At 35.1% G+C, this 16,181-nt stretch carries 17 protein-coding genes and 1 pseudogene; 9 read left to right on the top strand and 9 right to left on the bottom strand.

The window, feature by feature from the left end; translation table 11 throughout:
* Nucleotides 1-28: 28 nt before the first annotated feature.
* The 7 genes and pseudogenes from RRF69_RS04530 to RRF69_RS04500 form a co-directional block, all read right to left on the bottom strand.
* A complete protein-coding gene (locus tag RRF69_RS04530) occupies nucleotides 29-1,186 on the bottom strand; it encodes a homogentisate 1,2-dioxygenase (protein ID WP_316940770.1) in 1,158 nt (385 codons plus the stop codon).
* Nucleotides 1,187-1,484: 298 nt separating this feature from the next.
* Nucleotides 1,485-2,539: pseudogene (locus RRF69_RS04525) on the bottom strand (NAD(P)/FAD-dependent oxidoreductase).
* Nucleotides 2,540-2,635: 96 nt separating this feature from the next.
* A complete protein-coding gene (locus RRF69_RS04520; protein WP_316940769.1) occupies nucleotides 2,636-2,872 on the bottom strand; it encodes a NifU family protein in 237 nt (78 codons plus the stop codon).
* 145 nt (nucleotides 2,873-3,017) lie between these two features.
* Complete coding sequence (locus RRF69_RS04515; protein ID WP_316940768.1) at nucleotides 3,018-4,148, bottom strand: Mrp/NBP35 family ATP-binding protein; 1,131 nt, start codon at nucleotides 4,146-4,148, stop codon at nucleotides 3,018-3,020.
* A 153-nt stretch (nucleotides 4,149-4,301) separates the two neighbouring features.
* Complete coding sequence (locus RRF69_RS04510) at nucleotides 4,302-4,637, bottom strand: MGMT family protein (RefSeq protein ID WP_410479475.1); 336 nt, start codon at nucleotides 4,635-4,637, stop codon at nucleotides 4,302-4,304.
* A gap of 73 nt (nucleotides 4,638-4,710) precedes the next feature.
* Nucleotides 4,711-5,382: a tRNA (guanosine(46)-N7)-methyltransferase TrmB gene (gene trmB, locus RRF69_RS04505; RefSeq protein WP_316940766.1), complete on the bottom strand. Its 672-nt coding sequence runs from the start codon at nucleotides 5,380-5,382 to the stop codon at nucleotides 4,711-4,713.
* A gap of 8 nt (nucleotides 5,383-5,390) precedes the next feature.
* The gene (locus tag RRF69_RS04500) at nucleotides 5,391-5,615 is read right to left on the bottom strand and encodes a DUF6341 family protein (RefSeq protein ID WP_316940764.1); all 225 of its coding nucleotides are present in this window, start codon (nucleotides 5,613-5,615) and stop codon (nucleotides 5,391-5,393) included.
* A gap of 41 nt (nucleotides 5,616-5,656) precedes the next feature.
* Between RRF69_RS04500 and RRF69_RS04495 the strand changes: the two genes are divergently transcribed.
* The gene (locus RRF69_RS04495; RefSeq protein WP_316940761.1) at nucleotides 5,657-6,574 is read left to right on the top strand and encodes a DUF6427 family protein; all 918 of its coding nucleotides are present in this window, start codon (nucleotides 5,657-5,659) and stop codon (nucleotides 6,572-6,574) included.
* On the opposite strand, the gene upp is transcribed toward RRF69_RS04495, so the two are convergent.
* Nucleotides 6,569-7,222: a uracil phosphoribosyltransferase gene (gene upp / locus RRF69_RS04490; protein WP_316940760.1), complete on the bottom strand. Its 654-nt coding sequence runs from the start codon at nucleotides 7,220-7,222 to the stop codon at nucleotides 6,569-6,571. The genes RRF69_RS04495 and upp overlap by 6 nt on opposite strands.
* Nucleotides 7,223-7,378: 156 nt before the next feature.
* On the opposite strand from upp, the gene RRF69_RS04485 reads away from it, so the two are divergent.
* The 7 genes from RRF69_RS04485 (at nucleotide 7,379) to RRF69_RS04455 (ending at nucleotide 13,508) form a co-directional block, all read left to right on the top strand.
* Nucleotides 7,379-8,275, top strand: coding sequence for a DMT family transporter (locus tag RRF69_RS04485; RefSeq protein ID WP_316940759.1), 897 nt, complete (start codon nucleotides 7,379-7,381; stop codon nucleotides 8,273-8,275).
* Between the two features lie 47 nt (nucleotides 8,276-8,322).
* A complete protein-coding gene (locus RRF69_RS04480) occupies nucleotides 8,323-9,177 on the top strand; it encodes a YicC family protein (RefSeq protein WP_316941107.1) in 855 nt (284 codons plus the stop codon).
* 76 nt (nucleotides 9,178-9,253) lie between these two features.
* Nucleotides 9,254-9,850: a guanylate kinase gene (gene gmk / locus RRF69_RS04475; protein WP_316940758.1), complete on the top strand. Its 597-nt coding sequence runs from the start codon at nucleotides 9,254-9,256 to the stop codon at nucleotides 9,848-9,850.
* A 63-nt stretch (nucleotides 9,851-9,913) separates the two neighbouring features.
* On the top strand, nucleotides 9,914-10,498 hold the full coding sequence (nadD, locus tag RRF69_RS04470; RefSeq protein ID WP_316940757.1) for a nicotinate (nicotinamide) nucleotide adenylyltransferase: 585 nt from the start codon (nucleotides 9,914-9,916) through the stop codon (nucleotides 10,496-10,498).
* Nucleotides 10,499-10,546: 48 nt separating this feature from the next.
* Nucleotides 10,547-11,413, top strand: coding sequence for a M23 family metallopeptidase (locus RRF69_RS04465; RefSeq protein WP_316940756.1), 867 nt, complete (start codon nucleotides 10,547-10,549; stop codon nucleotides 11,411-11,413).
* Nucleotides 11,413-12,909 carry a GH3 auxin-responsive promoter family protein gene (locus tag RRF69_RS04460; RefSeq protein ID WP_316940755.1) on the top strand — a complete coding sequence of 499 codons (1,497 nt, stop codon included), beginning with the start codon at nucleotides 11,413-11,415 and terminating at the stop codon, nucleotides 12,907-12,909. Before RRF69_RS04465 ends, RRF69_RS04460 begins: the two co-directional genes overlap by 1 nt.
* Before the next feature lie 38 nt (nucleotides 12,910-12,947).
* Nucleotides 12,948-13,508 carry an MOSC domain-containing protein gene (locus RRF69_RS04455; protein WP_316940754.1) on the top strand — a complete coding sequence of 187 codons (561 nt, stop codon included), beginning with the start codon at nucleotides 12,948-12,950 and terminating at the stop codon, nucleotides 13,506-13,508.
* 5 nt (nucleotides 13,509-13,513) lie between these two features.
* On the opposite strand, the gene RRF69_RS04450 is transcribed toward RRF69_RS04455, so the two are convergent.
* Entirely contained in the window at nucleotides 13,514-14,656 is a 1,143-nt protein-coding gene (locus RRF69_RS04450; RefSeq protein ID WP_316940753.1) for a DNA polymerase III subunit delta', read from the bottom strand.
* Between the two features lie 232 nt (nucleotides 14,657-14,888).
* Here RRF69_RS04450 and RRF69_RS04445 point away from each other — a divergent pair, with 232 nt between their 5' ends.
* Complete coding sequence (locus RRF69_RS04445; RefSeq protein ID WP_316940752.1) at nucleotides 14,889-16,076, top strand: phosphoglycerate kinase; 1,188 nt, start codon at nucleotides 14,889-14,891, stop codon at nucleotides 16,074-16,076.
* Nucleotides 16,077-16,181 lie beyond the last annotated feature (105 nt).

Raw genomic sequence — 16,181 nt, 5'->3', positions numbered from 1 at the left:
ATCGGCTGTATTGGTTTATCGGCGTATTCTATTCCAACCACGATTTATAATACTCCTCATCTGCAATTTTCATTGCTTCTTCAGTTATTTGCAAGGGTTTGAACGTATCTACCATTACAGCCAATTCTCCAGTTTCTGATTTTCCAATACTTCTCTCTGTTGCTCCTGGGTGTGGACCGTGAGGGATGCCTGCTGGGTGCAATGAAATATGTCCTTGCTCTATATCATTTCTACTCATAAAGTCCCCATCTACATAATACAACACTTCGTCGGAATCGATATTGCTATGATTGTAAGGTGCAGTAATTGCGTTGGGATGATAATCATACAAACGGGGTACAAAACTGCAAATAACAAAGGTATTGGTCTCAAAAGTTTGATGTACTGGTGGCGGTTGATGAATTCTTCCGGTGATTGGTTCGAAGTCGTGAATTGAAAATGCATACGGAAAATTATACCCGTCATAGCCAACGACATCAAAAGGGTGAGAGGCATAAATCATTTCTATAATTTCTCCTTGTTTTTTCACTTTGATTAAAAAATCTCCCAATTCGTTATAGGTTTCTAACTCATGAGGTCTTCGGATATCTCGCTCACAGAAAGGAGCGTGTTCTAGCAGCTGACCAAACCAATTTCGATATCTTTTGGGGGTATAGACGGGTGAATAAGATTCTACAATAAAAAGGCGATTGTTTTCATCGTCAAAGTCTAACTTGTATATAATTCCACGAGGAATGACCAAGTAGTCCCCGTATTTAAAATCGATGTTTCCAAGATGAGTTCTTAGTTTTCCGGCTCCTTTGTGAATAAAAATCACTTCGTCGGCATCGGTGTTTTTGTAAAAATAATCGGTAGTCGATTTTTTAGGAGCCGCTAAAATAATATGACAATCGGAGTTAGTTAAAACAATTTTTCTACTTTCTAAATAGTCATTTTCGGGTTCAACTTGAAAACCTTTAAAACGGTAGGATTGAATATTGTTTGCTTTTGCAATTTTTGGTGAAACTGAATATTGCGCACCAATTTTTTTGACCATGGTAGGTCTATGTTCGTGGTAGGAGTTGGTGGACATTCCGTCAAAACCAATTGTACCAAATAATTGTTCGTAATACAGACTCCCGTCTTCTTTTCGAAATTGGGTGTGTCTTTTGGGTGGAATTTTTCCTAGCTGATGATAAAAAGGCATATTGCTAATGTATTAATGAGTTTATAACTATATAACAATTTCGTTTTAGAATTGAATTGCTACATTTTTACATTGAAAAAACGGATACATTAGGCCCTCATTCAGGATTGCGTTTGATTAAAAATTTTAAAAAAGTTAATAAATCTGCAAACATAGTAGAACATTTTAAGATTGTTCTTTACAAAGATACAGAAAACTATTTTGATTTTTGACAGCTCAATTAGGGCGCTTTTTTAAATTTTAGAAAGAAGAAGGTCCAAAAGGATTTTGAAAACTTGTGAGACCTTACGATCAAGATTTACTCAATTTTTTTAACAACTGCTTTGGGAGCTTCTTTACGGGTTCCATCAAAACCATCAACACCTCCAACAGTAGTGTATTTCATGACATATTTTTTATTTGGAAAAATACGTTGATAGGCACTTTGACACATTAAAGTGGCTTCGTGAAAACCACATAAAATCAACTTTAATTTCCTGGATAGGTATTTACATCTCCGATGGCATAGATTCCGGGGATATTGGTTTGATAGTCCAATGCGTTGTTTACTTTGATGGCGTTTTTTTCAATTTCCAATCCCCAATTTGCAATAGGTCCTAGTTTTGGTGACAGTCCAAAAAGTGGAATAAAATGATCGGTTTCTAGGGTAAATTCTTCTTCACCATTTTGGACAATTCGAACTCCCTCAACAGTATCGGTTCCAACAATTCCTTTAACCTCAGCAGGAGTAATCATGTTGATTTTTCCAGCATCTTTTAATTCTTGTACTTTATCAACAGAGTCTAAGGCCCCTCTAAATTCGTTTCTTCTGTGAATTAAGGTTACCGAAGAAGCGATGTCAGTTAAAAAAATTGACCAGTCTAAAGCTGAGTCGCCCCCTCCAGAGATTACTACTTTTCGATTCCTGTAAAATTCTGGGTTCCGAATGATGTATTCTACCCCTTTGTCTTCAAAATCGGCTATATTGGGAATGGGTGGTTTTCTCGGTTCAAAAGACCCTAATCCACCAGCAATCGCAACAATTTTTGCTTGATGTTTTGTTCCTTTATTAGTGGTAACAATAAAGCTTTCATCTTCTTGTTTTTCAATCGTTTCTGCGCGCTCTCCCAAGGTAAATCCTGGTTCAAATTGTTTAATTTGTTCCATGAGTTTATCGGTCAAATCTCCCGCTAAAATTTCTGGATAGGCAGGGATATCGTAAATTGGTTTCTTTGGATAGATTTCAGAACACTGTCCGCCAATTTGTGGCAGTGCGTCAATTAAATGACATCTAAGTTTTAATAAACCTGCTTCAAAAACAGTAAATAATCCCGTAGGACCTGCGCCGATAATTAAAATATCTGTGGTAATCATTTTCTTCAATTTAGACCCGGCAGCTTATGTACTACCTGTCAACTCTTTTCTTTTTCTGTGGTCGCATGAGGATTATATCCTTGCCGTATTTAAATTTTAAGCTACATTGATGACTTCCAAAATATGGGGTGCATATTTTTTAATCGTAGCTTCAACACCGTTTTTTAAGGTCATTTGGTTTACAGAACAACCATTGCAGGCACCTTGTAATTGTACTTTCACAATATTCCCCTCTATTGACAAAAGCTGGATATTTCCTCCATCGCTCATTAAGAACGGACGGATTTCTTCCAAAGCTTTTTCTACATTATGTCGTGTTTCTTTTGCTTCCATAAATTTAAAACCCTTAAAATCTTCCCTATAGGAGAAGCTGAAATTGGGTAATTTGAGTTTATACTATATTGATCAATAGAATAGCTTTTTCTGCTATCTTGTTTTCACACCAAGATTCCTTCTTTTGAAAGGTTTTGGTGGTTTTTTAAGAACTACATCCACTCATTGTTGTAATTCGTACAACTTCTGTCGGGGGTAAATTTTCATTTCTCTTCAATAGTTCGGAAACCATTTCTTTGGTAATTTCAGAAAATGACTTTTCTAAAACGGTTCCGTTTTGCAGTGCCACTGGATGCCCAACATCTCCTGCTTCTCGGATACTTTGCACCAGAGGAATTTCACCTAAAAATTTTGTTTGAATATCTTCGGCTAAGTTTTTTGCACCTCCTTGTCCAAAGATATAGTATTTATTATTAGGCAATTCTTCAGGTGTAAAATACGCCATATTTTCGATGATCCCTAAAACTGGCACATTGATACTTTCTTGTTGAAACATTGCAACTCCTTTTTTGGCATCTGCCAAGGCAATATTTTGAGGAGTACTTACGATTACGGCTCCACTGATAGGCAAGGCTTGTACAATTGATAAATGAACATCACCAGTTCCTGGAGGTAAGTCAATCAATAAGAAATCCAATTCACCCCAATCTGCATCAAAAATTAATTGGTTCAATGCTTTCGATGCCATTGGTCCCCGCCAAATTACTGCTTGATTAGGATTTGTAAAAAAACCGAGAGACAATAATTTTACGCCATAATTTTCTACGGGTTTCATTTTAGAACGTCCTTCGACATTCACTGACAAAGGTTTTGCCTTCTCAACATCAAACATGATGTGTTGAGATGGACCATAGATATCTGCATCTAAAACGCCTACACTAAAACCCATTTTAGCTAAAGTAATTGCGGTATTGGCAGTGATTGTTGATTTCCCAACACCTCCTTTTCCAGATGCAATTGCAATAATATTTTTGATGTTTGGAATCTCTTTTCCTCGAATGATATTCGGATCTTCCTTTGGAGTCGGTTTGACAACAGATACATTTACTTTAACCTCAATTGTTTCATCAATATTGGTTTTGATGGCTTTTGTGATTTCTGTTTCAATCTTCTTTTTTGCTTGTAAAGTTGGGTTGCTAATGGTAACATCAACTTCTACTTCATTGCCAAAATTGACAACATTGGTTACATTTTTATTTTCAATAAGGCTTTTTCCTTCATAAGGAGCCGTAATTGTTTCTAATGCTTTGTAGATATCTTCTTTTTTAAAACTCATTTTTTTGCTTTACGCTTTTCAGCAGTTGCTTCTATGTGAAATCTTTACAATGATCAAAGATTGACTACAAAGATACAGCTTACTGCTTAAAAAAGAAAGATTGTAGATTATGATTATTGATGGTTTGATAAGTAGAAATAATCGAGATATTTTTTAAGAATTTTCATTCATTGGATCCCAAAACACTTTTTCGAAATCCTGAATTTGGTTTTCTACAACAACAATCCCTTCATTTTCTAGGAGTTGTTGCATGAGGTTGCTGCCTTCAAAATGATGTTTTCCGGTGAGTAAGCCCTTTCTATTGACAACTCTATGGGCGGGGACTTGCTCTTTTTGATTGTGAGAATTGTTCATCGCCCAGCCAACCATTCTAGCAGAGCGTGCTGCACCAAGGTAGTTGGCAATAGCTCCATAGCTCGTGACTCTTCCGTAGGGGATTAAACGTGCTGTTTGATATACTTTTTCAAAAAAATTATCTGAATCTTTCACCACGTGAAGATAGGTATAAACATCAAATTTTTAAAATTTGATCAAATAGCTTTGGGTTTTGAAATTTGTGAGACTAGTACTTTAATCGAAATTGAATATAGGTAATTGGTTTTCCTACTTCTAAATATTGATTTTCGTAAAAGGTTTGGGTTTCGGTTACTTCTTTTGGAGATCCTTCATTTTTATACACATTATGATTTGCGTTTAAAACTTCATGTCCTTCTCCATGCAACAACCCTAATGTATAACCGTGCATAAATTCGCTATCGGTTTTAAGATTCACGATTCCATTTTCATTTAGAATATGATGGTATTTTTTTAGGAAGGAAGAATTTGTCATTCTGTGTTTGGTGCGCTTGTATTTGATTTGAGGATCTGGAAAAGTAATCCAGATTTGGGAAACTTCATTTTCTGCAAAAAGAAAATCGACCAATTCAATTTGAGTTCGCACAAAAGCAACATTGTTGATTCCTTCTTCGATAGCGGTTTTTGCACCTCGCCAAAAACGAGCTCCTTTGATATCGATACCGATATAGTTGGTATTCGGATTTTTACGCGCTAATGCGATTGTATATTCCCCTTTACCACAGCCCAATTCTAAAACAATCGGGTGCTCATTTTTAAAAAAAGAATGCCATTTACCTTTCAGAGCGAAGTTATTGAGAACCTCTTCTCTTGTTGGTTGAATGACATTTTGGAACGTTTCGTTTTCTTTAAAACGTTTTAATTTATTTTTACTTCCCAAGGAGTCTATTATTGTGCGCGGTCTTCGGTTCCTTCTCTCTTAAATTTGTATGATTCTTTTAACCAGTAACGTAAAAGGAATACAAAAACAATCATAAAAAGCCAGTTGACTCCGTTAGAAATCCACCATCCAAATTCTCTTAAGGCCAAATCAGAACGAAGAGTGTTAAAAGGAGTGAATAAATACTCAGTAAATAAAGCACCAATCCACTTAAAAATATTGCTTGTCATCATAACTTATTTATCTTTACGCTGCAAAAATAACAAAAGAAATAATGTTAGCCAATTTTTTAGGCAAATCAAACCCAATCAATTTCATAGTTTTATTACTATTATTTCTTGCTGTCTTTTTTTTTCAGCTTTTCACAGGATTTTATTCTACAAGAACAGGATTACATCTCTTGTTTGGAGTCCTTGGAATTTTCACATTGCTTTTCTTTGTAAATTTTATTGTCATAAAGAATCATTTAACCTACAACAATTCCTACGCCTTTTTATTTTACATCCTATTTATATCCTTTTTTTTGTCTTTTTTCTTAGACTATAAACCGCTCTTTATGGGTTTGGTTCAGCTCTTTTTCTTTAGAAAGATTTATAGTTTACGGACTCTAAATGATATTTTCAAAAAACTGTTTGATGCTGGTTTTTGGCTGGGAATTCTCTGTATTATGGATACGTTTTTGAGTATTTTTTTCGGGCTTATTTATGGTGCATTACTTGTTCACAAAATAGTTCGATTTCAAACACTTTTCATTCCTTTGATAGGCCTCAGTATCCCTATTTTTTTATTTTTCACCTATAGTTTGTGGTTTGAACAAATGGATCAATTTACAGCTCATTTTCTCTTGTATAGCCCTTATGACTTCAGTCTGTATTCAGAAAACAGGTTTTATGTCCCTTTAGCGCTACTTTCAATGGCCGTAGTTTTTGCCATTTTTATGAAAACAGGGAAGGCTCTTTTGGAGAATAATACCTTTAAGAAAAGCTGGATACTCCTTTTAATTCATCTTTTCATAGGCATTGCCTACATCCTTTTTGCATTTGAGAGAAATGGTTCAGAATTACTGATAGCCGCTTTTCCAGTAGCAGTGATTCTAGCCAATGGATTTGAGTTGGTTCCTAAGGGGTTTTTAAAAGAAAGTATCCTTCTTCTTTTGGTATTAAGTGCTTTTTTTGGCCCATATTTTTTATAGTTTAGTGCCAAAAGCCAAGTCTCCTGCATCTCCTAAACTAGGAACAATATATCCTTTGTCATTCAAGTCTGTGTCTATTGCAGCAATCCATAAGTGGGTGTTTTTTGGGAAATGTTGTTCGATGAAATCAATTCCTTCTTGAGAAGCTATAACAGCAACAATATGAATCTGTTTTGCTTCTCCATGTTTCTTGATTGCTTCATACACCGCTACTAGCGACTGACCTGTTGCCACCATTGGGTCTGCCAAGAGTACGGTTTTGTTTTTCATTGAGGGAGCTGCAAGGTACTCGACGACTATTTCAAATTTGTCATCATTATTAGGATGATGACGATAGGCAGAAATAAAGGCATTTTCGGCAGTGTCAAAATAGTTCAATAGTCCTTGATGAAGGGGCAATCCTGCTCGTAAAATGGAACATAAAATGATCTCATTTTCAGGAAGATACATCTTCTTTTTTCCTAAAGGGGTTGCAATTTCTGCAACGGCATACTTCAATTTTTTACTCAATTCATAACCGAGTATTTCACCGATACGTTCCATATTTTTTCGAAAACGCAGTGAATCTTTTTGAATGACTCGATCTCTAATTTCTGAAATAAATGTATTTAATATTGAGTTCTGTAAAGTAAGGTGGTGTATCTTCATTTTTATGGCTTAGAGATCCAAAGATACTTCAATGAAACAAAAGTTTCTTTTTGAGGGGTAATTATACCCTCCAATGAATGCACAAATTTGAAACTTTTTTGTGCATTTATCTAAAAATCATCCTCAACTTTGCAACTTGAAAAAATTAATTATTTTATGAATCAAAGAAGTATTGCTATTCTTTTGGTTTCTATTGCGACCCTTATTTATGGGGTAACATTCACGATTGCAAAGGATGTAATGCCCTTGTATGTCAAACCTTTTGGATTTATTCTAATCCGAGTTTTTGGAGCTACCGCTATTTTTTGGTTTATAGGCTTGTTTGTGAAAAAAGAGAAAATAGAAAAAGCAGATTACAAAAAGATTCTTTTAGCAGCTGTTTTTGGAATTGCATTGAATATGTTGGCTTTTTTTAAGGGATTAAGTATGACCACACCGATTAGTGCTTCGGTTATGATGGTAACTTCACCCATCATGGTCTTGCTTTTTTCGAGTTTTATTTTAAAAGAAAGAATCGTCAAAAGAAAAATTATTGGGGTGGTCATGGGGTTGCTAGGAACAATTATTTTAATCACCTACGGAAACAATTCGGATGATACCGCATCCAATTCAACTTTAGGAAACTTTCTCGTTTTTGTGAATGCTGCATCCTATGGGTTGTATTTGGTGTTGGTCAAAAATCTAATTTCAAAATATTCACCCATCACCTTTATTAAATGGTTTTATTTGTTTGGACTCATTTTAGTACTTCCTTTTGGATGGACTGAGATTTCAGAAATTTCATGGGGAACAATGCCGATATCAATTTTACTAAAAGTTGGATTTGTAGTCGTGTTTACCACTTGTTTGACCTACCTATTTAATTTGTATGGATTGTCGAAGTTAAAACCCACAACCGTGAGTGTTTTTATTTATTTACAACCTGTAATTGCTACCATTTTTGCATTGTCTGTTGGGAGTGATACGCTAAGTACTACCAAATTATTCGCTACAGGGATCATCTTTTTAGGGGTGTATTTAGTTACCAAACAAGCAGAAAATTCTACAAAATAAAACTATCTTTGCAACTCATTTAAAATGAATATTTTATGATTCAATCTATGACAGGTTACGGAAAATCTGTACTACAATTACCCACCAAAAAAGTAACCATAGAAATCAAATCCTTAAACAGTAAAACTCTCGATTTAAATGTTCGGATTCCTTCTTATTATAAAGAGAAAGAATTGGGTGTGCGAAAAAAATTGGCAAGCGCTTTGGTTCGTGGTAAAGTAGATTTTTCCATCTATGTAGAAATGACTGCAGACGAAACTTCTACAAGTATCAATCATGGGGTTGTTAAACAATACATGCAGCAATTAAGAAACGTTGTACAAGCTGGATCATCAGAAGACGTAGAATTGCTAAAGATGGCAATGCGAATGCCCGACGCCTTAAAAACTGAACGTGAAGAATTAGATGAAAATGAGTGGATGCTCATTAATGAAAATATAGACCTTGCAATCAAAGAGATCATTCAATATCGACTAGATGAAGCAGCTTCTTTAGAAATTGATTTCAAAGAGCGTATTTTGAATATTCGCAACTATTTAGAAGAAGTCAAAGCACTCGATGGAGATCGTGTAGAAAATGTAAAGGCGCGCTTAAAAAAGGCGATTGATGATTTAAAAGTTGATACCGATGAAAATCGTTTTGAACAAGAACTTATTTATTATCTAGAAAAATTAGACATTAATGAAGAAAAAGTTCGGCTGGCAAACCACTTAGATTATTTTTTATTAACTCTCTCTTCAGAGGATTCTAATGGGAAAAAATTAGGATTTATTGTACAAGAAATGGGAAGAGAAATTAATACTACGGGTTCCAAAGCCAATTTTGCACCCATGCAAAAAGCAGTAATTCAAATGAAAAACGAATTAGAGCAAATAAAAGAGCAAATATTAAATGTTTTATAAATAAAGTTTCAATGCGAGTGACCAGCTGATTTTAAGCTGTTTGGATTCGCTTGAGAAGTATTTTCAATAGTAGTACATGGAAAAAGAGTTTCAAGGAAAATTATTTGTGTTTTCAGCACCATCAGGTTCTGGTAAAACAACCATCGTTCGTCATTTGTTGAAACAAGAAAAATTCAATCTAGAGTTTTCTATTTCTGCGACCTCTCGAGAACCGCGAGGGTTTGAAAAAGATGGAGAAGATTATTATTTCATTTCGCTACAAGAGTTTAAAGATAAAATCAAAGAAGAAGCTTTTTTAGAATGGGAAGAAGTCTACAGAGATAATTTCTATGGAACATTAAAAACTGAAGTTGAACGCATCTGGGCTCAAAAAAAACATGTTATTTTTGATATTGATGTGGTTGGGGGATTACGAATAAAAAGTAAATTTCCAAAACAAACTTTGGCGGTTTTTGTTAAGCCACCAAGTATTGATGAATTAAAAATTCGTTTAAAGAAGAGAAGTACTGAAAGTGAAGATAAGATCAATATGCGTATCGCTAAGGCTTCCGTAGAATTGGCAACAGCGCCCCAGTTTGATAAAATTATTAAAAATTACGATTTAGACATCGCTTTGAAAGAGGCAGATGAGTTGGTCAGTGATTTTTTAGGATTGGACGAAACGCAAAATTAGAGAAATAAGGGATGAGTTTGCAATCTCATTGCCTTCCTCTTTTTTCGCACATCTTTTAGAATTATGAGCAAAATAGGATTGTTTTTTGGCACATTCAACCCCATCCATGTTGGGCATCTAATCATTGCCAATCATTTGGTAGAACATTCCGATTTGGATGAAGTATGGATGGTAGTTACACCTCATAATCCTTTTAAAAATAAGAGTTCTTTATTAAGCAATCACCATCGTTTTGAAATGGTATATAGAGCTACTGAAGACTACTCGAAAATAAAACCTTCCAATATTGAGTTTAAGTTACCACAGCCCAATTTCACCTCACACACCCTAGCGCATATTTCAGATGTGTATCCAGACAATGAATTTAGTTTGATCATGGGTGAAGATAATTTGAGAAGTTTTCACAAATGGAAGAATTATGAAACCATTTTAGAACATCATCACCTCTATGTATATCCTAGAGTTTCTGAGGGGAAGCTAGCAACACAATTTGACAACCATCCAAAAATTCATACCATTGAAGCACCTATTGTTCAAATTTCATCAACAATGATTCGAAATGGGATCAAATCAGGGATCAATATCCAGCCATTGCTCTCCAAAGAGGTATGGGAATATGTTGACGAAATGAATTTTTACAGAAAATAGAATCACTATTTTTTCGTTGTATATTTGTGAATCTTAAATCATCATTTTGTGAGTCAAAACAAAAAACAAAAAGGCAAGTTCAAGCAAAAGTTAACGGATAAATATCGGTTGGTGGTCTTAAATGAAGATACTTTTGAAGAGCGATTTTCATTAAAATTATCACGCTTAAATGTATTTGTTTTAGGAGGTTTTTTCTCCATTGTATTAATGGGTTTAACTTTTTCCGTTGTTGCCTTTACTCCAATCAAAAATTATATTCCAGGTTATTCTTCTACTATTTTAAAGGCGAACGCAATCAATGCTACCCTGAAAGCGGATTCTTTAAAAGTACAATTAGCAATTTTAGAAAATTACACTAAAGCTCTACGACCTGTCCTTACCGGAGAACTAGCGCCAGAAGAAATCGATTCTTTAGTATTACAGCAAGAACGTAGGATTATTGATGAAAGCCGATTGAATGCCACTAAAGAAGATTCTTTGTTCAGAGAAATGGTAGAACTGAGTGATCGGTTTCCTTTAGTTAGCAACATGGAATCAAATGTGAAATTGGTTTTTTTTGCACCTGTTAGCGGTCAAATTTCACAAGAGTTTGATCCAAGTGTAAAGCATTATGCAGTAGATATTTTAGCGAATATTGGCGCACCTGTAAAAGCAATAGCAGATGGAACTGTCATTTTTTCTGGTTGGACTACAGAAACGGGCTATGTTCTAATTTTAAAACACAGTAACAATTTTATTTCTGTTTACAAACACAATGGAAACTTACTCAAAGAAGCGTCTGATTTAGTTCAGTCCGGTGAGGCAATTGCCAGTGTGGGGTCTACAGGAAAATTAACAACAGGGCCACATTTGCACTTCGAACTTTGGAGTGACGGGTATGCAGTAGACCCTGTCAAATATATCGATTTTAAATAATGAGCATCAAATCTTTTTTTGCAATTCCTTTTGCTAAAAGTGTAACTAAAAAAGTGAAAAAGTGGGCAGATAAACCTCACGAAACACAGAAGAAAGTATTCAAAAACTTGATAGCTAAGGGGGGTAATACTGCTTTTGGAAAAGATCATGATTTTGAAAATATTCACAGCTATTCCGATTTTAAAAAACGCGTAAGCGTTCAAGATTACGAAGGTTTAAGAGCCTACGTAGATCGAATTGTTGCAGGAGAATCGGACATACTTTGGCTAGGAAAACCCTTGTATTTTGCCAAAACTTCTGGAACGACATCAGGCGCAAAATACATTCCTATTACCAAAGATTCTATGCCTACTCATATCAAGGCCGCCAAAGATGCTTTGTTGTTTTATATTGTCGAAAAAAATGACGCTAGCTTTGTCAATGGAAAAATGATTTTCTTGCAAGGAAGCCCTGTTTTAGAAGATAAAAACGGAGTGAAACTAGGACGTTTAAGTGGTATTGTCGCACATTATATTCCACAATATTTATTGAAAAACAGGTTGCCAAGCTGGGAAACCAACTGTATTGAAGATTGGGACACAAAAGTAAACGCGATTGTTGAAGAAACCATCGATCAAGACATGTCTGTGATAAGCGGAATTCCATCTTGGGTTCAAATGTATTTTGAAAAACTGATTGAAAAAACTGGAAAATCAATTTCAGAATTGTTCCCAAATTTCAATTTCTTTATTTACGGAGGGGTCAATTTTGAACCGTATAAAAATAAATTTGAAAGTTTGATCGGAAAAAAAATTGATTATATCGAATTGTACCCTGCATCCGAAGGGTTTATTGCTTACCAAGACTCGCTAACAGCAGAAGGAATGTTGTTACAATTAGATTCAGGGATCTTCTATGAATTCATTCCTGCAAGCGAATTTTTTGAAGACAATCCGACCCGAATCTCTTTGGAAGACGTGAAAATAGGCGTCAATTATGTAATTATACTGAATACAACTGCAGGTTTGTGGGGATATAATATTGGAGATACTGTTGAATTTACATCAACAGCTCCCTACAGAATCAAAGTAACTGGTCGAATCAAACATTTTATTTCTGCCTTTGGCGAACACGTTATCGGAAAAGAGGTAGAGAAGGCATTGAACGACGCAATAAAAGATACAGAAATTAATATTAGTGAGTTTACTGTAGCTCCACAAGTAAATCCTGAAAATGGATTGCCATACCACGAATGGTTTTTAGAGTTTGAAAATGAACCTGAGCATTTGGAGCAATTTGCCACAAAAATTGATGCTTCGATGCAAGCACAAAATATTTATTATTTAGATCTAATCGAAGGGAAAGTGTTACGCCCATTAGTAATTCGAAGGGTTAAAAAAGGAGGATTTCATGAGTATATGAAATCGATTGGAAAATTTGGTGGTCAGAATAAAATACCCCAATTGTCGGATAACCGTAAAATAGCGGATGTTTTACAAGATTTTTTGGTTGAATAACGAAAGCTCAACCCCAAGAGAAAAAATTGATATAGAGTATGAAGATCATTACAACCAACATTGGCGAAAAGAGAGACCTGATTTGGAAGGGCAAACCCGTTTCTACGGGGATATTTAAGTTTCCCGTTGCACAGCCCATATTTTTAGATTCTCAAGACGTACGAGGAGACGAAATTACCGATAGAGAGCATCACGGGGGAACTCTCCAGGCCATTTATGGCTATTCTTTAAAGCATTACAATTTTTTCAAACCGATGTATCCCAATTTAGAGTGGCAAATGGGAATGTTTGGTGAAAACCTAACCATCGATGATTTAGACGAAACCAAGATACATCAAGGGGATGTTTTTTCCGTTGGAGAAGCTATTTTAGAAGCTACTGTTCAAAGGAATCCCTGTTATAAATTAGGGATTCGTTTTGATGATATTCGGATTGTAAAACAATTTTGGAATACCACGATGTGTGGTGTGTATTTCAAAGTACTTCAAACAGGTTTTGTAAAAGCAGGTGATGTGTTTGAGCAATTAAAAAGCTGTCCTGAAAATCCAACAATAGCTGACTTGTATATTGAGAAAAGACTTGCAAAAGGATTAGAGTAAGAATCTTAAACGCTAGCTTCTTTTTTATGTAAAAAGCGAGTCAATTTCATTGAAAGATCTAACAAAATAATTTTTGCATTTCCGTTTCTTTCAATATGATATATTGCATCATTGAGTTCTTTTTCAATTTCTAAAATGTTTCCTGCGTGAACAAATGGAGCAAATTTAGAAAGGTCAAACCCAGTTTTGGTTTCCATAAAGACTAAGTTTTCTGATTGATAATTCAACAACAGCGCTTGTCTAAAAAACTGTAAACAATATTCTAAAAAACGTTTTTGAGTTTCACGCCCTGTTTTTGCAATGGTGTCTGACCAAAAAATCAATTGCTGAACAACAGACGCGTTTCCTTTTGCTTTAAAGGCAGTTCGAATCCAAGTCACAAACCATTCTTCAAAGACCACATCGGCATCATCATGATGCATTAAATGTAGCGCTTTATTATAATTTCCTTCGGCTTGATGAGCAATTTTTGCCGCTTCGTTTTCAGTGCATTGTTCGTGTTCTACTAATGCTTTGGAAATATCTTGTTCTGCTAAAACAGGAAAATGTAAGGCTTGACAACGAGAGGTAATGGTATTGATTATCTGTTCTTCATTTTCTGTAATCAATAAAAACACTGTTTTTTGAGGTGGTTCTTCAATGAGTTTCAGTAATTTATTTGCAGCGGCAATATTCATTTTTTCTGCCATCCAGATAATCATCACTTTAAACCCTCCTTCGTAGGATTTTAACTGGAGTTTTTTGACAATATCTTGTGCTTCTTCTACTCCAATATTTCCTTGCTTATTTTCTACTCCTATATGTCGCAGCCAATTGAACAAGCTTGCATAGGGTTGTTCTTTTACAAAATGGCGCCAATCTTCTAAAAACAAGTTACTGATGGGGTGTTTTTTCACACTCTCATTGGTGGTTACTGGAAAGGCAAAATGCAAATCGGGATGCTGTAATTTGTTGCATTTGAGGGCACAGGCTTCAGGGCTATCAGAAAAATGACACAATAGAAACTGTGCATAGGCAATTGCCATGGGCAAGGTGCCACTGCCTTCTTTACCAATAAAAAGCTGTGCGTGTGGAATTCTACCATTCTCTGCAGAAGTCCGCAAATGATTTTTGATATGATCTTGGCCTATAATTTGGTTGAAAAGCATTAGCAAATATAAAATTTGTTCAGCACTAATGCATCAATTTTAGAACTCAAAAAATAAATTCTTTACAAAATAATGATGAGGAATGAACTTTACTTCTTGAATTCTGAACCATTGGAAGGCAGTAAAAATATTTAGCAGCAATAGTTTACTACGCAAACGATATCTTAATTTTTAAGTCCTCGATTTCTTTAAACCTAAAGAAATCGGTATTTTTGTGGAAAATAATTATCAAATGAAAACCTTAAAAGACTTTAATTTCGAAAATAAAAAAGCCATTATCCGTGTGGATTTTAATGTGCCTTTAAATAGTGAGTTTCAAGTAACAGATGCCACCAGAATCCAGGCGGCAAAATCGACCATTATCGATATTTTAGAACAGGGCGGAAGCTGTGTGCTAATGTCTCATTTAGGGAGGCCCAAAGGATTTCAACAAGAATTTTCTTTACAACATATTGTAAAATCGGTAGTTGATATTATCGGTTGTAATGTGAAATTTGTTGAAGATTGTGTTGGAGCAAAAGCTGAAGCGGCAGTTGCCAATCTAGTTCCTAGTGAAATTTTATTATTAGAGAACCTACGTTTTTACGAAGAAGAAGAAAAAGGAGCTATTGACTTTGCTGAAAAGCTATCCAAATTGGGAGACATATATGTGAATGATGCCTTTGGAACTGCACACAGAGCACATGCTTCTACTACTATTATTGCTCAATTTTTTGAAGGAAACAAATGCTTCGGAAATTTATTGGCAAGAGAAATCGAAAGTATCGATAAGGTGTTGAACAATTCAGAAAGACCAGTATTGGCAATTTTGGGAGGAGCTAAAATTTCTTCAAAAATCACTGTCATCGAGAATATATTAGACAAAGTAGACCATTTAATTATTGGTGGAGGTATGAGTTTTACCTTCATAAAAGCACAAGGAGGAACGATTGGAAATTCTATTTGTGAAGATGATAAAATGGAGTTGGCATTAGAAATTTTAAAACAAGCAAAAGCAAAAGGAGTTGAAGTTCATATTCCTGTTGACGTAGTTGCTGCTGATGATTTTTCAAACGATGCCAATACTCAGATCATTGATATTAATCAAATTCCTGAAGGTTGGGAAGGTGTCGATGCTGGACCAAAATCAAGAGCAAATTTTGATGCTGTTGTCAATACCTGTAAAACAATTTTATGGAATGGACCTTTGGGTGTTTTTGAAATGGAAGCATTTGCTGCTGGAACCATTGCACTTGGACATTCAATAGACAAAGCAACCAAAAATGGAGCTTTTTCTTTAGTTGGAGGAGGTGATTCAGTTGCTGCTGTAAAACAGTTTGGATTTGCAGAGAAAGTAAGCTATGTTTCTACTGGTGGAGGCGCCATGTTAGAAATGTTAGAAGGAAAAACATTACCAGGGATTGACGCTATTTTAAAATAGGAAGACCACTAGAAACAATCCTAGGAAGCGTGTAGTTTTTTTAATAGCTACACGCTTTTTTTAGCATTAAAATTTAAGTTTTTAACTTCGTAGCTTATTGAGCGA

The sequence above is a fragment of the Polaribacter sp. HL-MS24 genome (assembly GCF_032758595.1).
Classification (GTDB): domain Bacteria; phylum Bacteroidota; class Bacteroidia; order Flavobacteriales; family Flavobacteriaceae; genus Polaribacter.
The sequence above is the reverse complement of the archived record's forward strand: the minus strand, read 5'-3'. Positions and strand labels throughout refer to the sequence as shown.

Coding starts and splice junctions, on each gene's coding strand:
- RRF69_RS04500 (WP_316940764.1), bottom strand. CDS start 5,615: ATGATGACAAGCAATATTTTTAAGTGGATTGGTGCTTTATTTACTGAG.
- gmk (WP_316940758.1), top strand. CDS start 9,254: ATGGAAAAAGAGTTTCAAGGAAAATTATTTGTGTTTTCAGCACCATCA.
- upp (WP_316940760.1), bottom strand. CDS start 7,222: ATGAAGATACACCACCTTACTTTACAGAACTCAATATTAAATACATTT.
- RRF69_RS04495 (WP_316940761.1), top strand. CDS start 5,657: ATGTTAGCCAATTTTTTAGGCAAATCAAACCCAATCAATTTCATAGTT.
- RRF69_RS04515 (WP_316940768.1), bottom strand. CDS start 4,148: ATGAGTTTTAAAAAAGAAGATATCTACAAAGCATTAGAAACAATTACG.
- RRF69_RS04520 (WP_316940769.1), bottom strand. CDS start 2,872: ATGGAAGCAAAAGAAACACGACATAATGTAGAAAAAGCTTTGGAAGAA.
- RRF69_RS04530 (WP_316940770.1), bottom strand. CDS start 1,186: ATGCCTTTTTATCATCAGCTAGGAAAAATTCCACCCAAAAGACACACC.
- RRF69_RS04455 (WP_316940754.1), top strand. CDS start 12,948: ATGAAGATCATTACAACCAACATTGGCGAAAAGAGAGACCTGATTTGG.
- nadD (WP_316940757.1), top strand. CDS start 9,914: ATGAGCAAAATAGGATTGTTTTTTGGCACATTCAACCCCATCCATGTT.
- RRF69_RS04460 (WP_316940755.1), top strand. CDS start 11,413: ATGAGCATCAAATCTTTTTTTGCAATTCCTTTTGCTAAAAGTGTAACT.
- RRF69_RS04480 (WP_316941107.1), top strand. CDS start 8,323: ATGACAGGTTACGGAAAATCTGTACTACAATTACCCACCAAAAAAGTA.
- RRF69_RS04445 (WP_316940752.1), top strand. CDS start 14,889: ATGAAAACCTTAAAAGACTTTAATTTCGAAAATAAAAAAGCCATTATC.
- RRF69_RS04485 (WP_316940759.1), top strand. CDS start 7,379: ATGAATCAAAGAAGTATTGCTATTCTTTTGGTTTCTATTGCGACCCTT.
- RRF69_RS04450 (WP_316940753.1), bottom strand. CDS start 14,656: ATGCTTTTCAACCAAATTATAGGCCAAGATCATATCAAAAATCATTTG.